23 protein-coding genes are annotated in these 21,705 nt (G+C 42.3%); 14 read left to right on the plus strand and 9 right to left on the minus strand.

Annotated elements, in window-relative coordinates; genetic code table 11:
* Nucleotides 1-43 precede the first annotated feature (43 nt).
* Together zwf and pgl are read left to right on the plus strand one after the other, a co-directional pair.
* Nucleotides 44-1,546, plus strand: coding sequence for a glucose-6-phosphate dehydrogenase (gene zwf / locus QM738_RS03865; RefSeq protein ID WP_462275353.1), 1,503 nt, complete (start codon nt 44-46; stop codon nt 1,544-1,546).
* Between the two features lie 11 nt (nt 1,547-1,557).
* Nucleotides 1,558-2,280 (plus strand): 6-phosphogluconolactonase, encoded by a 723-nt coding sequence (gene pgl / locus QM738_RS03870; protein WP_462275354.1) that lies wholly within the window; start codon nt 1,558-1,560, stop codon nt 2,278-2,280.
* Nucleotides 2,281-2,337: 57 nt separating this feature from the next.
* Here the strand turns inward: pgl and QM738_RS03875 are convergent, their stop codons facing one another.
* The 7 genes from QM738_RS03875 to carB all read right to left on the minus strand — a co-directional run bounded on the left by QM738_RS03875 (nt 2,338) and on the right by carB (nt 10,758).
* A complete protein-coding gene (locus QM738_RS03875; protein WP_462275355.1) occupies nt 2,338-3,024 on the minus strand; it encodes a lycopene cyclase domain-containing protein in 687 nt (228 codons plus the stop codon).
* A 6-nt stretch (nt 3,025-3,030) separates the two neighbouring features.
* Complete coding sequence (locus QM738_RS03880; protein WP_462275356.1) at nt 3,031-3,528, minus strand: DMT family transporter; 498 nt, start codon at nt 3,526-3,528, stop codon at nt 3,031-3,033.
* Nucleotides 3,518-3,973 carry a DMT family transporter gene (locus tag QM738_RS03885; RefSeq protein WP_462275357.1) on the minus strand — a complete coding sequence of 152 codons (456 nt, stop codon included), beginning with the start codon at nt 3,971-3,973 and terminating at the stop codon, nt 3,518-3,520. Before QM738_RS03885 ends, QM738_RS03880 begins: the two co-directional genes overlap by 11 nt.
* 38 nt (nt 3,974-4,011) lie before the next feature.
* Nucleotides 4,012-5,529 (minus strand): bifunctional phosphoribosylaminoimidazolecarboxamide formyltransferase/IMP cyclohydrolase, encoded by a 1,518-nt coding sequence (purH, locus tag QM738_RS03890; RefSeq protein WP_462275358.1) that lies wholly within the window; start codon nt 5,527-5,529, stop codon nt 4,012-4,014.
* A 112-nt stretch (nt 5,530-5,641) separates the two neighbouring features.
* Complete coding sequence (locus QM738_RS03895; RefSeq protein ID WP_462275359.1) at nt 5,642-6,190, minus strand: hypothetical protein; 549 nt, start codon at nt 6,188-6,190, stop codon at nt 5,642-5,644.
* 10 nt (nt 6,191-6,200) lie between these two features.
* Nucleotides 6,201-7,745, minus strand: a complete 1,545-nt coding sequence (locus tag QM738_RS03900) for a ComEC/Rec2 family competence protein (protein ID WP_462275360.1) — start codon at nt 7,743-7,745, stop codon at nt 6,201-6,203.
* Nucleotides 7,746-7,836: 91 nt separating this feature from the next.
* The gene (carB, locus tag QM738_RS03905; RefSeq protein WP_462275361.1) at nt 7,837-10,758 is read right to left on the minus strand and encodes a carbamoyl-phosphate synthase large subunit; all 2,922 of its coding nucleotides are present in this window, start codon (nt 10,756-10,758) and stop codon (nt 7,837-7,839) included.
* Nucleotides 10,759-10,893: 135 nt separating this feature from the next.
* On the opposite strand from carB, the gene QM738_RS03910 reads away from it, so the two are divergent.
* The 4 genes from QM738_RS03910 to QM738_RS03925 all read left to right on the plus strand — a co-directional run bounded on the left by QM738_RS03910 (nt 10,894) and on the right by QM738_RS03925 (nt 13,879).
* On the plus strand, nt 10,894-12,603 hold the full coding sequence (locus QM738_RS03910) for a M23 family metallopeptidase (RefSeq protein WP_462275362.1): 1,710 nt from the start codon (nt 10,894-10,896) through the stop codon (nt 12,601-12,603).
* An 87-nt stretch (nt 12,604-12,690) separates the two neighbouring features.
* Complete coding sequence (bcp, locus tag QM738_RS03915; RefSeq protein WP_462275363.1) at nt 12,691-13,173, plus strand: thioredoxin-dependent thiol peroxidase; 483 nt, start codon at nt 12,691-12,693, stop codon at nt 13,171-13,173.
* A 26-nt stretch (nt 13,174-13,199) separates the two neighbouring features.
* On the plus strand, nt 13,200-13,574 hold the full coding sequence (locus tag QM738_RS03920) for a hypothetical protein (RefSeq protein WP_462275364.1): 375 nt from the start codon (nt 13,200-13,202) through the stop codon (nt 13,572-13,574).
* An 8-nt stretch (nt 13,575-13,582) separates the two neighbouring features.
* A complete protein-coding gene (locus tag QM738_RS03925; protein ID WP_462275365.1) occupies nt 13,583-13,879 on the plus strand; it encodes a DUF4157 domain-containing protein in 297 nt (98 codons plus the stop codon).
* On the opposite strand, the gene QM738_RS03930 is transcribed toward QM738_RS03925, so the two are convergent.
* On the minus strand, nt 13,874-14,611 hold the full coding sequence (locus QM738_RS03930) for a biotin--[acetyl-CoA-carboxylase] ligase (RefSeq protein ID WP_462275366.1): 738 nt from the start codon (nt 14,609-14,611) through the stop codon (nt 13,874-13,876). The two genes, QM738_RS03925 and QM738_RS03930, sit on opposite strands and share 6 nt — an antisense overlap.
* Before the next feature lie 122 nt (nt 14,612-14,733).
* Here QM738_RS03930 and rsfS point away from each other — a divergent pair, with 122 nt between their 5' ends.
* The 8 genes from rsfS (at nt 14,734) to QM738_RS03970 (ending at nt 21,298) form a co-directional block, all read left to right on the plus strand.
* Nucleotides 14,734-15,138, plus strand: coding sequence for a ribosome silencing factor (rsfS, locus tag QM738_RS03935; RefSeq protein ID WP_462275367.1), 405 nt, complete (start codon nt 14,734-14,736; stop codon nt 15,136-15,138).
* Between the two features lie 95 nt (nt 15,139-15,233).
* A complete protein-coding gene (gene ftsH / locus QM738_RS03940) occupies nt 15,234-17,333 on the plus strand; it encodes an ATP-dependent zinc metalloprotease FtsH (protein WP_462275368.1) in 2,100 nt (699 codons plus the stop codon).
* 138 nt (nt 17,334-17,471) lie between these two features.
* Nucleotides 17,472-17,951, plus strand: coding sequence for a LutC/YkgG family protein (locus QM738_RS03945; protein ID WP_462275369.1), 480 nt, complete (start codon nt 17,472-17,474; stop codon nt 17,949-17,951).
* A 26-nt stretch (nt 17,952-17,977) separates the two neighbouring features.
* Entirely contained in the window at nt 17,978-18,409 is a 432-nt protein-coding gene (locus QM738_RS03950; RefSeq protein WP_462275370.1) for a gamma-glutamylcyclotransferase family protein, read from the plus strand.
* Nucleotides 18,409-19,173 carry a UDP-2,3-diacylglucosamine diphosphatase gene (locus QM738_RS03955; RefSeq protein WP_462275371.1) on the plus strand — a complete coding sequence of 255 codons (765 nt, stop codon included), beginning with the start codon at nt 18,409-18,411 and terminating at the stop codon, nt 19,171-19,173. Before QM738_RS03950 ends, QM738_RS03955 begins: the two co-directional genes overlap by 1 nt.
* Nucleotides 19,174-19,331: 158 nt before the next feature.
* Nucleotides 19,332-20,024, plus strand: coding sequence for a hypothetical protein (locus QM738_RS03960; protein ID WP_462275372.1), 693 nt, complete (start codon nt 19,332-19,334; stop codon nt 20,022-20,024).
* A gap of 166 nt (nt 20,025-20,190) precedes the next feature.
* A complete protein-coding gene (locus tag QM738_RS03965) occupies nt 20,191-20,805 on the plus strand; it encodes a hypothetical protein (protein WP_462275373.1) in 615 nt (204 codons plus the stop codon).
* A complete protein-coding gene (locus tag QM738_RS03970) occupies nt 20,732-21,298 on the plus strand; it encodes a mechanosensitive ion channel family protein (protein WP_462276696.1) in 567 nt (188 codons plus the stop codon). Before QM738_RS03965 ends, QM738_RS03970 begins: the two co-directional genes overlap by 74 nt.
* On the opposite strand, the gene QM738_RS03975 is transcribed toward QM738_RS03970, so the two are convergent.
* Complete coding sequence (locus QM738_RS03975; protein ID WP_462275374.1) at nt 21,299-21,700, minus strand: hypothetical protein; 402 nt, start codon at nt 21,698-21,700, stop codon at nt 21,299-21,301.
* Between the last annotated feature and the right edge of the window lie 5 nt (nt 21,701-21,705).

The following is a 21,705-nucleotide window of genomic DNA, read 5'->3' on the forward strand; positions in this document are numbered from 1 at the left end:
ATTCGTGTAATTCGATAAAATTAGTGTAATAAAATAAAACAACATGGCAAAACACAGCAGCATAAAGCAACCTGCAGCAATAGTAATATTCGGTGGCACAGGCGATCTTACCAAGAGGAAACTGATACCGGCATTTTATAATCTCTTCCTGAGTAAACACATGCCGGAAAAATTCCGCATTCTTTTACTGGGGCGTAATGAAGACAAAACCGAACAATTTAAGAAAGATCTTTTTGATGGCATTACAGCTTTTTCAAGGACCGGCAGACCCGATGACAATAACTGGAAAATATTCAGCGGTAATATCTTTTACCAGCAGGGCAATTTTTTAGACAACAACACTTTTGTTGTGCTGAAAGAACAGCTGGATGCATTTGACAAAGAAAATAAACAACGCAGCCTGCGTACTTTTTATTTAGCTATTGCACCCCAGTTCATTGAAGCTTCTGCCGAAGGTTTATATAAGAACAAGATCTGCAACCAGGTAAAGAACGACCGTATAGTGGTGGAAAAACCTTTCGGTACCGATCTTGCTTCTGCGCAAAAACTGAATGCGTTCCTACAAAAACGTTTTTCAGAAAAACAGCTCTTCCGCATCGATCATTATTTAGGAAAAGAAACGGTGCAGAACATTATGGCCTTCCGTTTTGCGAATACCATTTTTTCACCGGTATGGAACAATAAGTATATTGATCATGTACAGATATCACTTTCGGAGCAGGTAAGCGTAGGTAAACGGGGCGGCTATTACGATGGCAGTGGCGCATTAAAGGACATGATACAAAATCACCTGATGCAATTGCTTTGTGTGGTGGCGATGGAATGCCCCGGCAAATACGATGCAGAAAGCATCCGTAATGCAAAAGCCAATGTGCTAAAAAAGATAAAACCCTTTACCGAAGCTGATGTATTTAAAAATATTGTAAGGGCGCAATACACTGCCGGCACTATCAATGGTCAGCCACAACAGGGTTACCTGGAAGAAGAGAATATACCGCCTACTTCCACTACCGAAACTTTTATTGCAGCAAAAGTGCTGATCAATAATGAAAGATGGAAAGGCATACCATTTTTTTTAGCTACCGGTAAATCTTTGCCTAAGCAGGCTTCTGTTATCATGATACAATTCAAGGATTCTCCTTACAAAATATTTAAGGATGATACCGTGCCCAACCGTTTATTGATCAGTATTCAACCCGACCAGGAGATCAGTTTATTATTTGAAAGTAAGATACCGGGCGTACAGATGAAACTAAAACCCGTGGAAATGGATTTCACTTACAAAGAGTCTTACACAGAAGCCACACCAGAAGCTTATGAAACTTTATTGCTGGATGTATTGGATGGCGACGCTACCTTATTCATGCGCAGCGACCAGGTGGAAGCCGCATGGAAAGTGGTGATGCCCATTATCAATGCCTGGAAAAAATATCCTAAAAAACAATTGTTGAAATATGCTGCCGGAACCTGGGGCCCACAGGCTGCCACCAGTTTATTAAAACCTTATGCAAAAAGATGGGTGGTATTGCCCGCTCCTAAAAAATAATAGTGTATTAAATGAGTACAAAAGCAACCTTGGTAAAAACTGTGTGGCCCGATGCGCTCGCATTAAGCCATGCAGCCGCCAATTTAATAGTAACAGAAAGTAATAAAGCAGTTGCGGAAAAAGGATTTTTCACCCTTGCATTATCCGGTGGCAGCACGCCCAAATTATTATTCAGCTTATTGGCGCAGGCGCCTTATAAAAACAATATTCCCTGGCACAAAACGATCATCACTTTCGGTGATGAACGCTTTGTGCCGCCTGCCAGTGAAGAGAGCAATTATAAAATGGCGAATGATACTTTACTGAAACTGGTACCTGTTCCTAAAAAGAATATTTTGATCGTTCCAACAGTAAAAGTTACCCCGGCACGATCTGCCGCTTTATACGAAGCTGCTGTAAAAAAACATGTCAGCAGCAAACACCCTTTCGATCTTATATTGCTGGGTATTGGCGAAGAAGGGCACACCGCTTCTATCTTCCCCAATAGTCCTTTGCTTTTTGATAAAAAAGATAAGGTGAAAAATATCTGGGTGGAAGAAAAACAAATAGACCGTATCAGTTTTACAATGCCGTTCATCAACCAGGCAAAAAATATTGCCTTTCTTGTAAGCGGGCAAAGCAAAGCTGCCATTGTAAAAAAGATATTTTCTAAAAGCGGCGCATCATTGCCTGCTGCAATGGTTAAAGCAAAAGAAAATACTTTCTGGTTTTTGGATGAAGCTGCTGCAGGTTAGCCACGGATTACACGGATTTTCACGGATTAACTATAAGTTTATCTAGGTATCGTTAGACTATCTTTCACTTTTTAATTTCTCGTAAATAACTATCGTGGCCAGTATCAGCAGCATTCCGTAAAAAACATCTTCTACGGGAATGCTGTACAGCCTGGTGCCCAGGTTTTCTGCATTGTTGTACAATACCACCGGTATCGAAGTTAAAAATCCATTTACAATTAAAAAAGGGATCAGCATGATGCAATATGATATTAAAAAAACTGTTGCATCAAATGTTTTAAGATAATTCCTGAACATATAAACAATGCCGATAAAAACAGCATTGGAGATAAAGGTCCAGCTGGTATAATCTTTCCGGTAAAAAATGATACCGGTGATCCACAGTAATAATCCCAGCAACATCAATATTACATCCGCAGCAGCTTTATTTTTTAACTGCGGAAAATAAGCCTTTATACATTCATAAATAAATACACAGCAATAGGGCACCACAAAAAAGAACAGTACTTCTTCCAACGGCAGGTTGATGATATAGATACCGGTTACATACACAGGATTAAAGGCCCATACGCCTTTGGCGGTAAAATAAACATCCCAGGCAATATAAACCAGTGCAGGTAGCGTAACCGCATAAAACCAATGGCGCCAGTTTTTGTAAAATGCTACTTTTTTATCAAAGCTTAATAATAATGGTCCCGCCAATGACGCCGCCAGTATAACTAAATATGTGTATTGTGCTTTCAAGATAACCTATACTTTCTTTTTGAAAGAATCGTTGACAAGGTATACTCCGGCTATAGCAATTGCCCCGCCAACAGCAATGTAATTATTTAATTTTTCATTAAAAATAACAGCTCCCAGTAATACAGCCACCACCGGGTTGATATACGCATATAAAGATGCCAGGGATGTGGGCAGGCGTTGCAGGCAATAGATGTACGCAATAAAAGTAAGCACTGAGCCTATCACCACCAGGTACAATATGGCCCACCAGGCATTGGCGGGAATGTCTGAAAAGCGGATCATTTTTAAGGCTGCTATATATGGATTAGTGGATTGACCCAGGCTGCTTTCGCTGACCAGTTTTTGTGTTGTAAATAAAGCGGTGCTCGAAATTAGCATTTGTAAACCTAGACTGAAATAAGGGTTAAAATTAGCGGCATGTTTTTTCGTATATACTGAACCGATAGCCCACGAAATAGTGGCTATTACCGAAATGATGATGCCGAAACGGAAGTCAGGGATCAAGAAATCTTTTCAGGTGATCGTAAAAAATGATACAGACGCCGCCAAAGCCCAGCACCATACCCAACACGGCTTTCTGCGGCATACGGTCGCCGTCAAACAATGCCACGATCACGATCCACAGCGGAAATATAGCGCCGATGATGGCTCCCAACCCGCTGGAAATATAATGTACACCCCAGGTGCTCAACCCATTGGCCAGCATGAAATTTAAAAAACTCAGTACAATGATGATGCCCCATTGTTTGCCTTTGGGCCAGGGATGCTTTGTGATAATAAAATAAAGAACATATACAGAACCACCCAGTAATTGCCTGATAGCACACAACTGCAATGCCGGCATGTATTTTACGCCGACTTTAGAGCCGATCCAGGTGGTGCCCCAAAAAAAGCATACCCATGCCAGTGCAAGCAGCGCTTTTTGTTTGGATGTTTTAGATGAAAGCATTCAGTTACATTATAAAAGCAGCAAGTATGCACTTAGCATTAGTGCTTAAAGTGCCGCAATCCTGTTATCACCATAGCAAGGCCATGCTGCTGGCAAAATTCTATCGAATCATTATCACGGATAGAACCACCGGGTTGTATAAACGAAGTAATACCTGCAGCATGGGCTATCTTTACACAATCGTCAAAAGGGAAAAATGCATCGCTTGCCAGTACTGCACCATTCAGATCGAAATTGAACTGCTTTGCTTTTATGATTGACTGGCGCAAAGAATCCACCCTGGATGTTTGCCCGCAGCCCTTACCTACTAATTGTTTATTTTTAACCAGTGCAATAGCATTACTTTTTAAATGCTTGCATACAATATTGGCAAAGGCCAGGTCGGCTTTTTGAGTATCGGTTGTTTGTACGCCGCCCACTTCTTTCCATTCGGTATAATTACCTTCATCATTTTGCTGGGTAAGAATGCCGTTCAATATAGAGCGGTGTTGGTGAGTCGTGAGACGTGCGTCGTGAGACGTGAGTTGCAGGAGTATCCTGTTCTTTTTTGTTTTCAGTATATCCAATGCATCACCTTCATAATCGTGAGCGATCAATACTTCAAAGAAAATTTCGTTGATGGCAACTGCAGTGGCTTTATCGATCACGCCATTGCAAACCAGTACGCCGCCAAATGCACTTTCCGGATCACCGGCCAGCGCTGCATCCCAGCTTTCTTTAACGGTGGCTCTTTGTGCAATACCACATACGTTGGTATGCTTGATGATAGCAAAAGTTGTTTCGCTGAATTCTGCTATTATCTGCAAAGCGGCATCCACATCCACCAGGTTGTTATACGAAAGTTCCTTGCCATGCAGTTTATGAAACACTTCTTCCTGGTTACCATAAAATACACCCTGCTGGTGAGGATTTTCGCCGTAACGCAAAACAGATTTTGTTTTATTGAATGGATTGATAAAATCCGTATGATTAAAATAATTGGAGATCGCCAGGTCATATCCTGTACACACATCAAATGCTTTAATAGCAAACATGCGGCGTTGTTCCAGCGTGGTCTCGCCTTTTTGTTCTTTTAAAATTTCTTCTAAAAGATGATAATCTTTTTTTGCAGCCACTACTACCACATCTTTATGATTTTTTGCGGCGCCACGTATCATGCTCGGTCCGCCGATATCTATCTTTTCAATGATCAGTGTTTCATCTTTTGTAGAAGCTACTGTTTCTTCAAATGGATACAGGTCAACGATCACCAGGTCGATTTCAGGAATTTTATATTGCTGCATTTCGGCCACATGTTGTGCATCATCCCTTTTACCTAAAATGCCGCCAAATACGGATGGATGTAATGTTTTAACACGACCTCCCAATATGGAAGGATAGCTGGTGAGTGATTCCACCGGTACGCAGGTAGCGCCCAGGTCTTCAATGAATTTTTGTGTGCCGCCGGTGCTGTAAATAGTCACGCCCAGCTGCTGCAATTCTTTAATGATATTTTCCAGTCCGTCTTTATAAAAAACTGAAATGAGTGCTGATTGGATCTTCTTGCTTTGGCTCATAGTTGATAGTTAATGGTTCATAGTTAATGGTTATGAACCCATAGAATGAATAAGTTTTGTGATCATTTTGCTAAGTACCTCTTTTTACCATGGGCCATTAGCAATGAACCATTCACCAAAAATCAAGAATAAATGCTCCTTTTTCGGCAACTGAATGGAGGTGCAAATGTAGTTGTTCACAGTCTTTTTTCCATTTTTCAATTTTCCACAAACTGTTAGAAGCATCCGCTACATATTGATCACAATCAAAAACTGTGGCCAGTTGTGGTATGTATAATTTGGGATTTCGGGAAAGAAGGATCATATCCACGTGGATCTTTTCCTGCCCCGGTTCAAAAACAAGCGGTTGATCTATCAGCAGTATTCTTTTATTACCCAGCTGGTAAAAAGGCGGTTTACTCCAACAGTTCTTTGTTGAATCGGTCCTTTCTTCCAGCTGCAGGGCCACCCTGGCGGGTTTAAGATGAAAATTCTGCAGCATGCCATCTACCAGCAAAGCACTGTCGCCAATAAAGTTGTATTGGTTGGCATTTACAATATCAATAGCCTGGTGCTGCTGTACATTATAAACAATGATCTTGTGCTGGTTTTTTACCTGCCATTTTCCATAAGCTATCACCATGCTGAACGCAAGGGTGCCTGCAAGCGACAATTGGAACATGCGTTTGTTTTTATGTATCAGCCATGTACTGGTTGCAATTACAATTGTATACAACAGTATAGTAGAAAAGATACTGGCAGGTAATTGATCCCACACTGCAAAAGGAAGATGGTTTACGGTAAGGATGATCTCTGTTCATCAGCCCAACCAGCCAGCCCGTTATTTTTCCGGCCCATATACCTACAAAAGGTATCCACGAAAAAGCCACCAAAAATATCTCTGCATATAGAATGATACTGGAAAGCGGTACGGCAACAATATTGGTCAACAAAAACAAATTAGGGAACTGGTGAAAATAATAGATACATACCGGGAACGTGAGTATTTGTGCCGCCAACGAAACTGCCACCAGTTTCCATACAGCATCGATCCATTTATTTTTTATGTAAATAAGGTTGTAGATAGGTTTTTGAAAAATAATGATCCCAACTACTGCCAGGTACGATAACTGGAAACCTACATCCCATAAAAAATAAGGATCGTAGCAAAGCAACGTGAATGCTGAGGCCGCCAGTGAATTATAAATGGATGGTTTTTTAGAAATATTGTTCCCGATAGTAATAAAAGTGAACATTACTGCCGAGCGCAATACCGATGCCGATGCACCTGTAAGCAAGGAGAATAACCAAAGGCAACTTAATATCAATACCACCTGCAATAACTTCGACCTGTTTACTAATGGTATCCTTGCAAATAGCCACACCAGTAATACATAGATCAATCCCAGGTGCATACCTGATATAGCAATAATGTGCACCACGCCGGTATTGCTGTAAGCCTGTACCAGGTCTTTATCCAGGTCGTTGGTATAGCCGATGAGCAATGCTTCGGCAATACCCAGCTCATCTTTACCGGTGTTGATATTTTTGCGCAGGTTGTTTAAAATATTTTCCCTTGCAGCATAAATGAATTGCTTAAATGCGTTGACATTTTTTTGTGGCAGCAATATCCAGTCTTTCTCTTTTAAAAAAGCGTTGTTGAACAATTGCTGAAAAGCCGCATACTGCTCATAATTAAACGCACCGGGATTACCGGAATTTTTTATTGGTTGTAATTTTTTATTCAGCAATACCCGGTCGCCATAATGCAGTTGCTGCGCAGCACTGTCTTTTGAAAAATACAATAATAAATTTCCGGTGCAGGCAATAGTGCTATCTGCGGTTACAAAAGCTTCGGCAACAGCATTGGCTTTATACGATTTCACTTTCTCTACCAGCGGCTCATCAATGCGGGCAATTATATAACCGGAGTCATTGTAATAATTACCATACCAGTTGTTGCTGTGCCGTATATCCTTCTGCCAGGTAATGAACAACCCAAAAGCTATCAGCAACAAATTGATAAGTATGCCCTGTACTGCCTGCAACTTAAAACGAAATGATAAAGGGAGAAATTTGAAAAGTATAATAGCGGCACCAAACCCTGTAACTGCCAATAATATGCTTACGAAAGGTAACTGTGCATACCATTGAATTGTTATACCGGTAACAAAGGGCAGCAGCAATCGTACAAAGGGGGCCGTTTTATAAACGGGTATTCTTAAGGGCTGGGGCATTGCCCAAGGTAATGCTTCCTTTTTTTAAAGATATGGTTGAAAAAAACCGGGCAGCGTTTCTGCGTGCCCGGTACCTTATCTTTTAAAATTTTTATTTGCTTAAGTGCATACTCCTTTCCTTATACAATTGCCTGAAGTAAGGATCACGCAGGTCTTTGATAAAGCGTATCGCTTCGCCGGTGCTTTTCATTTCAGGGCCCAGCTCTTTATTTACACCGGGGAATTTATTGAAAGAGAATACCGGCTCTTTAATAGCAAAACCTGTCAGTTTTTTCTTGAAAGTAAAGTCTTTCAGTTTTGCAATACCGATCATTACCTTGGTAGCTACATTCAGGTAAGGTATCTGGTAGGCTTTTGCAATGAATGGCGTGGTACGGCTCGCCCTAGGGTTGGCTTCTATCACATACACATTACCATCTTTAATGGCAAACTGTATGTTGATCAGCCCTTTTATATTCAGTGAGCGTGCTATTTTTTCCGCATATTCTTCCATAGTATGCACCACCAGCGGTGTAAGGTTGAACTGTGGCAGTACCGCATTGCTGTCACCACTATGTATACCTGCCGGTTCAATATGTTCCATTACACCCATCACATGAAAATCGGTGCCGTCAAAAATGGCATCTATCTCTGCTTCCTGGCAACGGTCCAAAAAGTGATCGATCAGAATTTTATTACCCGGTAAGTGCTTGATCAAACTCAACACGCCTTTTTCCAGGTCTTCGTCGTTGATAACGATACGCATTCTTTGTCCGCCCAGTACATAACTTGGCCTTATCAAAACAGGGTAGCCCACCCTGTTAGCCACTTCAATAGCTTCATCTGTATTGTAAGCCGTGCCATACATCGGGTAAGGAATGTTCAGCTCTTTCAGCATATCGCTGAAGCGGCCGCGGTCTTCGGCAATATCCATGCTGTCGAAGGAAGTACCGATGATCTTGATCCCTTTTTCGTGTAAGCGTTTGGCTAATTTCAAGGCTGTTTGTCCGCCCAACTGTACAATAACCCCTTCCGGTTTCTCGTACTCAATTATTTCCCACAGGTGTTCCCAGAAAACGGGCTCGAAGTATAATTTATCTGCAATATCAAAATCCGTTGAAACTGTTTCAGGGTTACAGTTCACCATAATGGCTTCGTAACCTGATTCTTTAATGGCCAGCAAACCATGCACGCAGCAATAGTCAAACTCAATACCCTGGCCAATACGGTTGGGACCACTACCCAGTACAATGATCTTCTTTTTACCACTCAGTTTGCTTTCGTTGCTGGCAACGCTTGTTTCACCTGCGGCCCTGTTCTCGAATGTGGAATAGAAATAAGGTGTTTTTGCTTCAAACTCTGCAGAGCAGGTATCCACCATTTTAAACACACGGGTAAGGCCCATGGCTTTTCTTCTTTCATAGATCTGTTCTGCATCTTCTTCCTTCATAATGCGTACGATCTGCTCGTCGCTGAAGCCTAACAGTTTTGCTTCTTTCAGCAAAGCATCGGGCAAAGTTTTAAGATCGTATTTCGCAATTTCTTTTTCACAGTCACATATCTTCTGTATCTGGTACACAAACCAGCGATCGATTTTAGTGCTTTCGCAAATGCGTTTTACGCTGGCACCCGCCATCAGTGCGTCTTTGATACGGAAGATCCTGTCCCACTTTGGTATCTTGATGTATTCTATCAATTCATCCGCATGCATCAGGCTTTTGCCATAATAGCCCAAACCTACTGCTTCATTTTCCAGGCTCTGGCAGGCTTTCTGCACCGCTTCGGCAAAGCTTCTGCCGATGCCCATCACCTCACCTACCGATTTCATCTGGAAACCCAATGTATCATCTGCACCTTTGAATTTATCAAAATTCCAGCGTGGTATCTTAACAATAACATAATCCTGCACCGGCTCAAAATAGGCCGAAGTGGACTGTGTGATCTGGTTCTTTAATTCATCCAGGTTATAACCTACCGCCAGTTTAGCGGCTATTTTAGCAATGGGATAACCGGTTGCCTTGCTGGCCAGCGCCGATGAACGGCTTACCCTCGGGTTGATCTCCACCACAATGATCTCTTCTGTTTGCGGGTTCAGTGCAAATTGTACGTTACATCCGCCGGCAAAATTGCCCAGCGCCCTCATCATACGGATGGCTGTGTTACGCATCAGCTGAAATGCAGTATCACTCAGCGTCATGGCCGGTGCTACCGTGATAGAATCACCGGTATGCACACCCATCGGGTCAAAATTTTCCACCGTACAAATGATGGCCACGTTATCCGCAGCATCCCTCAGTAATTCCAGTTCAAATTCCTTCCAGCCCAGTACCGCTTTTTCCACCAGCACTTCATGTACAGGGCTGGCAGTAAGTGCCCTGTTGAGGGCAACATCCAGGTCTTCTTTCTTAAATACAATGCCACCGCCTGTACCGCCCAGCGTAAACGAGGGGCGCAATACCAGCGGAAAGCCTATTTCCTGTGCAAATTCTTTTCCTTCTAAAAATGAGTTGGCAATTTTTGCAGGGCAAACGGGTATGCCCATTTCTATCATCCACAAACGGAATTTTTCCCTGTCCTCGGCCTTATCGATGGCTTTAATGTCTACCCCGATCAATCTTACATTATGTTTTTCCCAAATACCCAGTTCATCTACCTCTTTACAAAGGTTGAGGGCTGTTTGTCCGCCCATGGTGGGCAATACTGCATCAATATTATTTTCTTCCAGTATCTGTTCAATACTTTCCACGGTCAGTGGCAGCAGGTATACTTTATCGGCCATCATGGGATCCGTCATAATAGTGGCCGGGTTGCTGTTGATAAGGATCACTTCTATGCCTTCTTCTCTAAGGCTCCTGGCGGCCTGGGTACCGCTGTAATCAAATTCGCAGGCCTGGCCGATAATGATGGGGCCGCTGCCGATAATAAGTACTGATTTAATGGAATTGTCTTTTGGCATATCTGTATCGCCTCTTTCGGGCGTGCAAAAGTAATTGTAAATGCTGTAAATAAAAAAAGTGTGCAAAATAATAAGCACACTTTGGGGTGTTTAACCGTTGTTTTAAAAGCGAGGGTTATTTCAGGGGCGCATGCCTCCGGCGTTCTGCTGAACATATCAAAGACATGCTGTTACAATTGATTTAAAAATTAGATTTGCACTATAATTGTAGATATGAATTTCAGTAAATCAGTTGCATGCGTGTTGATTTGTTTGGTTTCGGCGTCCGTACATGCACAATCTTTTCCTCCTAAAAAATACCCGCAGCATTATTTTGAATGGCCTGTGGTAATAGCTACCAAGGGTATTGTGGCCAATTTTGGAGAGCTGCGGCCCAATCACTACCACATGGGGCTGGATTGCCGTACCGATCAAAAACAGAACCTGCAGGTGGTGGCATCAGCCGATGGTTATATTGCCAAAGTAAAGATCGAGCCCTTTGGTTTTGGCCGCGCCATCTATATCAATCACCCCAACGGGTTGACCACTTTGTATGCGCACCTCAATAATTTTAATCCTGCCCTGGAAAAATATGTAACCGAACAGCAGTACCGTTTAAAAAGCTGGAAAGTTTTTTTAGATATCCCTGCCGATCTTTTCCCGGTAAAAAAAGGCGATTTTATTGCCTACAGCGGCAGCACCGGCGGCTCGCAGGGCCCGCATGTTCATTTTGAGATAAGGGATACCAGGTCAGATAAAGTACTCAATCCTTCCTTATTCGGTTTTCCGCTGCCGGATAATGTAGCGCCGGATATTTTAAAACTGGCGATGTACGACCGCTGCACCAGCACTTATGAGCAAACAGCTAAAATGTTTGCCGTAAAAAAAGTAAAAGGTGTTTACAGCATATCGCCCAATTCAATAGTTACTAATACAGATCGGGTGAGTTTTGGCATTGCTGCTTTTGACCGTTACAATGCTTCCAACAACCGCAATGGTATTTATGAAGCTGTGATCTATGATAATGAAACACCGGTAAGCGGTTTCCAGATAGACAGTATTTCGTATGACGAGACCCGTTATTTAAATGCACATATCGATTATAAATTAAGAAGCAGCGGCGGACCTTTTATTGAACACTTATCAAGATTGCCCGGCTATACCAAGGGCATTTATAAAGATTTTGCAAGTGATGGTGTTATTTCATTGGAAGATGACAGTGTGCACAATATAAAGATCGTGGTAAAAGACGCTTATGAAAACACTTCGGTGCTGGAATTTAAAGTAAGCCGCAGCCCGGCTTTTGTGGCAAAGCCTAAAGAAAATAATGCGCCCTTTGCAAGAAGCTTTGCGCCCGGTTTCATCAATCTTTTTGAGAACAGCAATATCAGTTTTTACCTGCCGGAAAATGCCTTGTACGACTCCATTCATTTCCAGTACAAAGAAACCCCTGTGCCTGGTGGCTATACCATTTTTCAATTGCATAATACCAGCGTGCCGGTGCACAGTTATTTTACTGTAAAAATAAAAGCTACCTCACCGTTGCCGGATAAGATGGTGCTGCACCGTTTTTATAACAACAAGGATGATTATGCTAAAGCAACAGAAAAAAATGGCTGGTACGAAGGGGCTTCCAGGGATTTTGGCAATTTTCAGCTGATGATCGATACCATACCACCCACTATTACACCAGTTGGTTTTAAAGACGGGATGAATGCAGCTAAACTTACAGCGCTGAAATTTGTTGTACTGGACAACACCGAAGAGATAGAGAATTTTACCGCTACGCTCGATGGCAACTGGCTGCGTTTTACCAATGATAAAGGCAGAACATTTGTTTATATTTTCGACGACAAATGCCAACCCGGCGAGCATGAATTAAAAATTACTGCCACCGACCAGGTGGGGAATATAATGGAGAAGGTTTATCATTTTACCAGATAGTTTATTGGTTAATTGGTTGATCAGTTTATTAGTAAAGCATCTTCCCCCAATTAACCAGTTAACAAATAAACTAATTAACATATAAAGATGACATCAATAACAGAAGGTTCAAAAGCGCCCACATTCAAAGGCAAAGATCAAAACGGTAATACCGTATCACTGGCGGATTTTAAAGGCAAAAAAGTGGTGCTGTATTTTTATCCAGAAGATGATACACCTACCTGCACCGTGCAGGCCTGTAACCTGCGGGATAATTTTGGATTATTGAAGAGCAATGGTATTGTAGTACTGGGTGTAAGCCCTGATGAAGAAAAAAAACACAAAAAGTTTGAGGCAAAATACAACCTGCCTTTTACCTTAATAGCCGACCCCGATCACAGTATCATTGATAAATACGGCGTATGGGGCGAAAAACAATTGTATGGCAGGCATTATATGGGCCTGCACCGCACTACTTTTTTGATAGATGAAAAAGGAATTGTTAAAAAAATATTTTTAAAGCCCCGGAACAAGCAGCATACCGAAGAAATATTAAAAGCATGGCAACTTATTGAGCAGGAGAAGCGTTAACTAAGTAAAGCTTCAAACCTCTGCAAATGAAAAAAACAGCTTTGCTTACTGCAGCCATTGCTGCAGGCATTACAATTTTTACCGCCTGCAGTAAAAGCAAGGATACAACAGGCGGAGGTGGTTCAGGAGGAATAACTTTTTCCTGCAATGGTATCACACCCTCTTTTACTGCCGATGTACAACCTATCCTCAATACCGTTTGTTCTATCAACAGTAATTGCCACGCAAGCGGCAGTACAAACACCGGCGGCCCATTGACCACCTATGCCGAAGTGAATGCCAAAAAAGCCAGCATCAGGGCGCAGATACTGGCGGGCATTATGCCGCAGAGCGGTACTATCACTCAGCCGCAGATCAATGCCTTTATTTGCTGGATCGATAGTGGCGCCCCAAACAACTAAAAATAATTTTGACAGCAACTGAATATCATATCAGGGAAAACTCCTGGCTGGCAAAAGTTGCCGCAAAAAAACTGGGCACCGATAGTGTTGCCATGGTATTGGGCAAAACTATTCACCTGTACAATACCACTAAAGAGGAATTTTTACAGAACAGCAGGTGGGTAAAGCATGAACTTTGCCACGTACAACAATTCAAACAGCATGGGTATGCCGGCTTTATCATTAAATACCTGTGGGAAAGTGTAAAAAAAGGTTACTACAACAATAAGTTTGAAGTGGAGGCCAGGGCTGCGGAAGAATTATAATACCCACTGCACTTCGCCAAATTCAAACTGCCGCTCCATCGTATCTTCTGTAAGTAACTGCCCGTTCGCCGAAACACCTTTTACCGTTGTTTTAAATACCGCATTCGCTTTTTTAAGCTTTACCGTTTGATTTATTTTATACAGGCGGCGGTTGTATTCTTTCAGTATTTTAGTTGCAGCAGTGGCCGAAAATGTATCCACCCGTTCCATCAGGAGCGCATGCAGTTCGGCGGCCAGTTCAATAGCATCATATTCTTTACCGGTTACCTGCTGTAACGAAACAGGGTTGGGCAACGAACCCGGGAAGCTGCTTTGATTAATATTGATGCCAATACCCACCACGGCCCATTTCCACACAGGGCCTTTGTATACCGTTTCAATTAAAATACCTCCTGCCTTTCTGTCACGCCAATACAGGTCGTTAGGCCATTTTATAAAAGTTTCTTTACCGGCATATTTTTTAAAAAAATCGGTCACGGCCAGGGCCACCAGCATGCTCAGGCAGAACTGCTGGTTTATTTTCAGCTTATCGGTGTTTAAAGTAAGGCTCATTGCAATGCTTTGCCCAGGCTGCATTTGCCAGCTTTTGCCCCTTTGCCCCTTGCCTGCAGTTTGCTCGCGGGCAGCAAAGGCCATACCATGCCTTGCCAATCCTTCACGAACCAATGCCATGGCATAATTGTTGGTACTGTCAACACTGTCCAATATTTTGAAAAAACCAGGTTTAGTCATACTAAATCAAATGACAAAGAATTGTTACTTTTGTTATTATTTGCAAGCTACACGCTGATAGGTAAATAACAAAAGTTTAATATTGGCGTTATTGCTGCATTAAATCAAAAATATATTTTCATTTGAACCATCTTAACGTTTTAAATACCCGGAAAAAAACCAGTGTAACAAGGCTTACCCGCAACAGTAAAATTTTCAAAACCATCATTAAGGCGATCCAGGATAAAAAAGGCGAAAATATCATCAGCCTCGACCTCAGGAAAATACCTGAAGCGGTAGCTGATTTTTTCATCATCTGCCAGGCCAACAGTAATACGCAAATAAAAGCCATTGCCGATTTTGTAGAAGAAGAGGTAAAGCAAAAATGCGGTGAGGCAGCCTATAAGCACGAGGGCAGGCAGGCGCAGCAATGGATACTGATAGATTATGTGGACATTGTAGTACATGTAATGCTGCCCGAACCCCGCAAATTTTACCAGCTGGAAGAAATGTGGAGCGATGCGTCAGGTATGGAACACAATGATTAAATTAGCCAGCAAATAGTTCAGCTTAATTAAAACAATAACCACTTACGTTCGTCTACATAGCAAGTAATCAATAGTAAGTTCAAGAATTCAATAACATGGCAAATAATATGAACCAGCAAAATACCAATAAAAAAATGGGACCGGAGAACACTCCGCCAACGGGCGAAGATCCTAAAAAGAAGAGCCGGGTAAATATCTACTGGATATACGGGATCCTGTTTGTGGCCATTGTAGCCTGGAATATGGTACGTGGTGTAAGCGGAGATGGTATAGCTACCGATAAATTAAAGTTTTACGAAATGGTGAAACAGGGCGACGTGGAAAAGATCGTCGTTATATCCAATAAAACCCCTGCACTGGTAAGGATCTTTGTAAAACCAGAAAGCATTGCAGCCAATGAGCCATTCTATAAAACAGTGGCACTGGATGAACCCGCTAAAAAATACGATGCTATAAAAAAAGCAAAAGCGCCCCAGTTATATTTTACCATCGGTGATCCAAAAACTTTTGAAACACTGATGAATGATGAGTTGTACAAAACAAATCCTACTGTAGTAAAAGTGCCCAGCAGTTTTGATACCGAAGGAGAATTGTTCGGGCAGATCATCACCACTTTATTACCAATATTGCTGATAGGCCTGTTGTTTGTACTGATGATGCGTAAAGTAGGCGGACCAGGCGGTGGTGGCGGACCAGGCGGCATCTTCAACATTGGCAAATCAAAAGCCACTTTGTTTGAAAAAGGTACCCGTGTCAACATCAACTTTAATGATGTGGCCGGCCTGGATGAAGCCAAGGTGGAAGTAATGGAGATCGTTGATTTTTTAAAGAATCCTAAAAAATATACTGCCCTCGGTGGTAAGATCCCTAAAGGCGCTTTACTGGTAGGTCCTCCGGGCACCGGTAAAACATTGCTGGCAAAAGCAGTGGCCGGCGAAGCACAGGTACCTTTCTTCAGCTTAAGCGGTAGCGATTTTGTGGAAATGTTTGTGGGTGTGGGTGCCAGCCGTGTAAGGGACCTGTTTAAACAGGCAAGAGAGAAAGCGCCTTGTATCATTTTCATTGATGAAATAGATGCTATTGGCCGTGCAAGGGGTAAAAATGTGATGATGAGCAATGACGAAAGAGAAAACACCCTGAACCAGCTTTTGGTGGAAATGGATGGTTTTGGTACCGACCTGGGTATCATCATTCTTGCAGCCACCAACAGGCCCGATGTACTGGACAGCGCTTTATTGCGCCCGGGCAGGTTCGACAGGCAGATCACCATCGACAGGCCCGACCTGGTGGGAAGGGAAGCTATTTTTAAAGTGCACCTGCAACCAATTAAAATCTCGCAAACACTGGATATTCATAAACTGGCCGAACAGACACCAGGCTTTGCCGGTGCAGATATTGCCAATGTGTGCAACGAAGCTGCACTGATAGCCGCCAGGAAAAATAAAGAGGCGGTGGATATGAGCGACTTCCAGGATGCGATAGACAGGGTGATAGGTGGTTTGGAAAAGAAGAACAAGATCATATCTCCCGAAGAAAAAGAGATCATTGCATACCACGAAGCAGGTCATGCTATCTGTGGCTGGTATCTCGAACATGCGTACCCGTTATTAAAGGTGACCGTGGTACCAAGGGGCAGTGCGGCATTGGGTTATGCACAGTATACGCCTAAAGAGCAGTACCTCTACAATACCGATCAGCTGATGGACCAGATATGTATGACATTGGGTGGAAGGGCCAGCGAAGATATCTTCTTTGGTAAAATAAGCACCGGCGCCAGCAATGATCTGCAGCAGATAACCAAGATCGCTTACAGCATGGTTACCGTGTATGGTATGAACGATAAAGTGGGTAATATCAGCTTTTACGATCCTGCACAGGAAAATTATTTTACCAAACCTTACAGCGAGGAAACCGGTAAAATGATCGACCAGGAAGTACGTAAGCTGATAGATGAAGCGTATGTAAAAACAAAGAACCTGTTGACAGAGAAAAAAGCAGATGTAGAAAAACTGGCGAAAGAATTGCTGAAGAAAGAAGTATTGTTCAAGAGCGATGTGGAAGCCTTGATAGGCAAAAGGCCTTTTGAAGAAAAAAAGCCATTGGACATCACTGAGGAAGAAGCAGCAAGAAATGGCGTGAGTGACAATACCACTACCGGTATAAAAGATATTGATGCGATAAACAACCAGATGTAATATTATGACCGTATCTCCGGCAAAAGAAAATATTTTAAAAAGAATAAGGCAGGCGCTGAGTAATCCGGCGCCTTTGCCGTTTCCGCAAAGCGAGGGCAATAACAGTGTGTTCCCTCCGCCCCCGACGACCTGGAAGTGGTGTTTGCAGGCGAGTTTGTGAACCTGCAGGGCAAGTTTGCATTCTGCATCAACGAGAACGATATGCTGCAGCAGGTGCAAAAACTGATTACCGAAAAAGAATGGACCAAGATCTATTGCAGCGAGGATAAGTGGAATGCTGCATTCAGCAACACCATTAACCTGGCCGGCTGCGATGCTTCTGTAACCGGCTGCGAATTTTTAGTGGCCCGTACCGGTACTATTGTAATGAGCGCAGCTCAGCAAAGCGGCAGAACCACCAGTGTATATGCTCCGGTACATATCTGTATTGCTTATACCAACCAGCTGGTGTACGATATTAAAGATGCATTGCAGCTGATGAAAGAAAAATATGCGGGCAATATACCTTCGCTCATCACTTTTGCCAGTGGCCCCAGCCGTACGGCAGATATTGAAAAAACACTGGTTACAGGCGTACACGGGCCCAAAGAAGTGTATTGCTTTTTGGTGGAAGCGTAATTTTTAACGGCTACCTTTACTGCACAATGAACAACGAAACCCATCACCTGTTTGTATATGGCTCCCTCCGCAGCGGGTTTCAGCATCCTGTTTATCAGTACCTGTCAAAGTATTTTCATTTAATAGGTAATGCTTCTGTGCAAGGTAAATTGTACGATATGGGCGAATACCCGGTTGCGATCGCTGCCGAAGATCATACTATCATTGGCGAATTGTATGGCATTAATAATGCTGCAGAATTCGATTATGCTATTTACCAGCTGGATGATTATGAAGGCCTGAATGTGGAAGCAGGAGAAACGCCCCTCTATAAAAGAGAGCTGGCAACCATACAATGTAACGGAGCAGCATACACGGCCTGGATATACTGGTTCAATGGCAGTGTGGATGGCTTGCCCGAAGTAAGTTCCGGCGATATTTTACAATACATGCAGCAGAAAAATAAACCACAGGCCTGATGCAGATCCCAGCTGATAAAAAGGTCTACTTCCTCTCCGACTTTCACCTCGGTGTTCCTGATGCAAAATCAAGTTTGGATCGGGAGAGAAAGATCGTGCAGTTCCTGGATGATATAAAAAAAGATGCGGCGGAAATATTCATCGTAGGCGACCTTTTTGATTTCTGGTACGAATACAAGCTGGTGGTACCCAAAGGTTATGTACGCATACTGGGCAAGCTGGCCGAAATTACCGACAGTGGTATACCCGTTCATTTTTTTGTGGGTAACCACGATATGTGGATGAAAGATTATTTTCAAAAAGAACTGAACATACCCGTTTACTTTGAGCCAAAACCATTTGAATATAACGGGAAAAAGTTCTTAGTGGGTCATGGTGATGGGCTGGGACCCGGTGATCATGGTTATAAATTCATTAAAAAAATATTCCGTAATAAATTCTGCCAATGGCTGTTTGGTATCGTACCTCCACAGGTAGGCATTGGCACCGCCAATTACTTCAGCCGTAAAAGCCGGGCCAAGGCGGGCAACACGGATGAAAAATTTTTAGGCGAAGAAAAAGAATGGCTGATCATTTACTGCAAAGAAGTTTTACAAAAAGAACACTACGATTTTTTTATTTTTGGTCACCGGCATTTGCCTATAAATTTTAACTTACCCGGAGGCAGCCTTTACATTAATTTAGGCGACTGGATAAAGTACGACAGCTATGCTGTGTTTGATGGCAACAACCTGGAACTGAAATATTATACTCCAACTTCCTAAAGGGGAAAATGGAGAAGACTAAAAAACAGATTTGAAAAGAATAAAGATTCATATCAATCGCCTTAATTTGCTGCATTACAGCCAAGGTAACGCATGCACAAAGCGATTCTTCCTTTGCTTATGTAAAGACCATCAAAGGCAAATTTGTAGATTTTGCCGTGGACAATCTTGATAATGTTTATCTCATTAATGATAATAATCAATTAAAAAAAATAAACGGTAATGGCGATTCGGTAGGCGTGTACAATGATGTAAAACGTTACGGCACACTTTCGTCCATTGACGTTACCAATCCCTTAAAGCTCCTGTTATACTACAAGAATTTTTCAACGCTGGTGGTTTTAGACCGGTTCCTGAATATCCGCAACACCATCAACTTTCGTAAAAAGAATATTTTTTCTGTCAGTACTATTTCTACCTCTTACGATAACAATATCTGGTTATTTGATGAACAGAATTATAAACTGAAAAAGATAGATGAGGATGGCAGCACCCTGTTGGAGACCACCGACTTCAGGATGTTGTTCGACTCGGTGCCGGCGCCGATTCAGATAACCGACAAAGAAAATTTTGTTTACCTCTACGATACCGCCAAAGGGTTTTACATTTTTGATTATTACGGCTCTTTCAAAAACCGCCTGCCTTTTTTAAACTGGACCAATGTTGCCGTATCCGAAAAAAATATGTACGGCTTTACCGACAACAAACTGCTGAGCTACGAACTGAACTCTTTTACATTGAAACAATATCGCCTGCCCGCTTTCTTTAAAGGCTATTCTGCTATTAAAGCCAGTAATGGAAAAGTATATTTGCTTAAAGAGGATGGCATTTATATCTACCTTGTAAAGTGAGTGGTGAGTGGTCAATAGTGAGTGGCAGCTCTTAAGTTTACAAAAGCTTTGTATCTTGCAATCCTAAAATTTCTCACGTCTCACGTTCCGCCATTTTCATTACCCTAATTCACAAAACTCATAACTCATCACTTATAACTCCTGACTTTTTTTCTACCTTTATTGCATGGATTTTTTAGACAAGATCATTTTAGACAATACCATCCGGAGTTATTGCATTGTTGCAGGCACTATTTTAGTGATGCTGCTGTTAAAGCGTTATTTTTCCCGCTACATTGCCGCTGTATTGTACCGCATTTTTCAAAATCTGTGGAAAGGCGTAGCCAAACAAAATTTTATTGACCTGGTGGTGGAGCCGCTGGAATGGCTGCTGGTGCTGCTGATAGCCGTATTCGCCATCGATAAATTAAATTTTCCCGCGGAATGGCAATATAAAATATATGGTCATGCTATTGATGATATACTTACCAGGCTAGGCATTGGCATCATCATCGTTGCTTTTACAAGATTTTTATTACGGGTGATAGATTTTATTGCATTGGTACTGGAACAGAACGCCAGCATTACACCCGATAAAGCACATGATCAACTCGTGATTCTTTTTCCGCGATTTTTTAAAAGTGGTGGTGGGCATCATTGGTTTACTGATGCTGATAAAAGCCTGTTTCAATCAACCCATTGGCAACCTGCTTACCAGTTTAAGTATTGTGGGCGCTGCTGTTGCACTGGCTGCAAAAGAAAGCCTGGAAAATCTCATCGCTTCTTTCATCATATTTTTTGATAAGCCCTTTACAGCAGGCGACACTTTAAAAGTAAATGATGTATCGGGCACCGTAGAAAAAATTGGCTTGCGCAGCACCCGTATACGCACCGGCGATAAAACTTTGGTTACTGTACCCAATAAACAAATGGTGGACAGTATTGTAGACAACTGGAGCATGCGCACCCACCGCCGTGCAGAAATAAAGCTGGAGCTGGCAGCAACCACTTCAGCAGCCGCCATACAAACGGTGATCAACATCATTAAAGAAAAAATGATGGCCGATACAGATCATATCACTTCCTGCACCGTGCATCTTACCGAGATCAATAAGTCGGGCAACATCATCAAGGCAGAATACTTTACGCATCCTGTTACCATGGAAGATTTTGTATCGCTGCGGGAAAATTATTACTTCTTTATAAAAAAAGTACTGGAGGAAAATAAAGTGGCCATGAGCAACAGTTATACGCCGGAGGATTTTATTAGCAAGCCACCCGCTGCTGCAGAATGATCACACAACCCTGTCCCATTTTGCTGCTTCTGCTTTCTTTGCAGCATCATTTCTTTTCAGTTGTTTTTCTATGCCGTCCATATACAGCAGGGTAACCACTATCACCATGTATACCAGTAACACCAGCAACACCAGCGAATAGGTAAGACTGAGTATCATGTATGCTTCCAGTAAAAAAACCAATATACCGCCTATCAAAAGCAATATGGAAGCTGTTGTAGATTTTTTCATGAGTAAAACAAAACCGGTAATGCAGAGAATATATACACCAAACACGATGAAATTTATCCAGTGTTCATTCATCAGTATAAGTTGCTGAATAAGGCAGGCGCCGGAAATCAGTACGCCGAACAGGCCCACATTTTCGCAAAAACTTTCCTGCTTTTTTGTTAGTATATCCATAGGAG

Origin of the sequence: Ferruginibacter sp., from assembly GCF_049840995.1 — a bacterium.
In the GTDB taxonomy this organism is placed as follows: Bacteria; Bacteroidota; Bacteroidia; order Chitinophagales; family Chitinophagaceae; genus Ferruginibacter.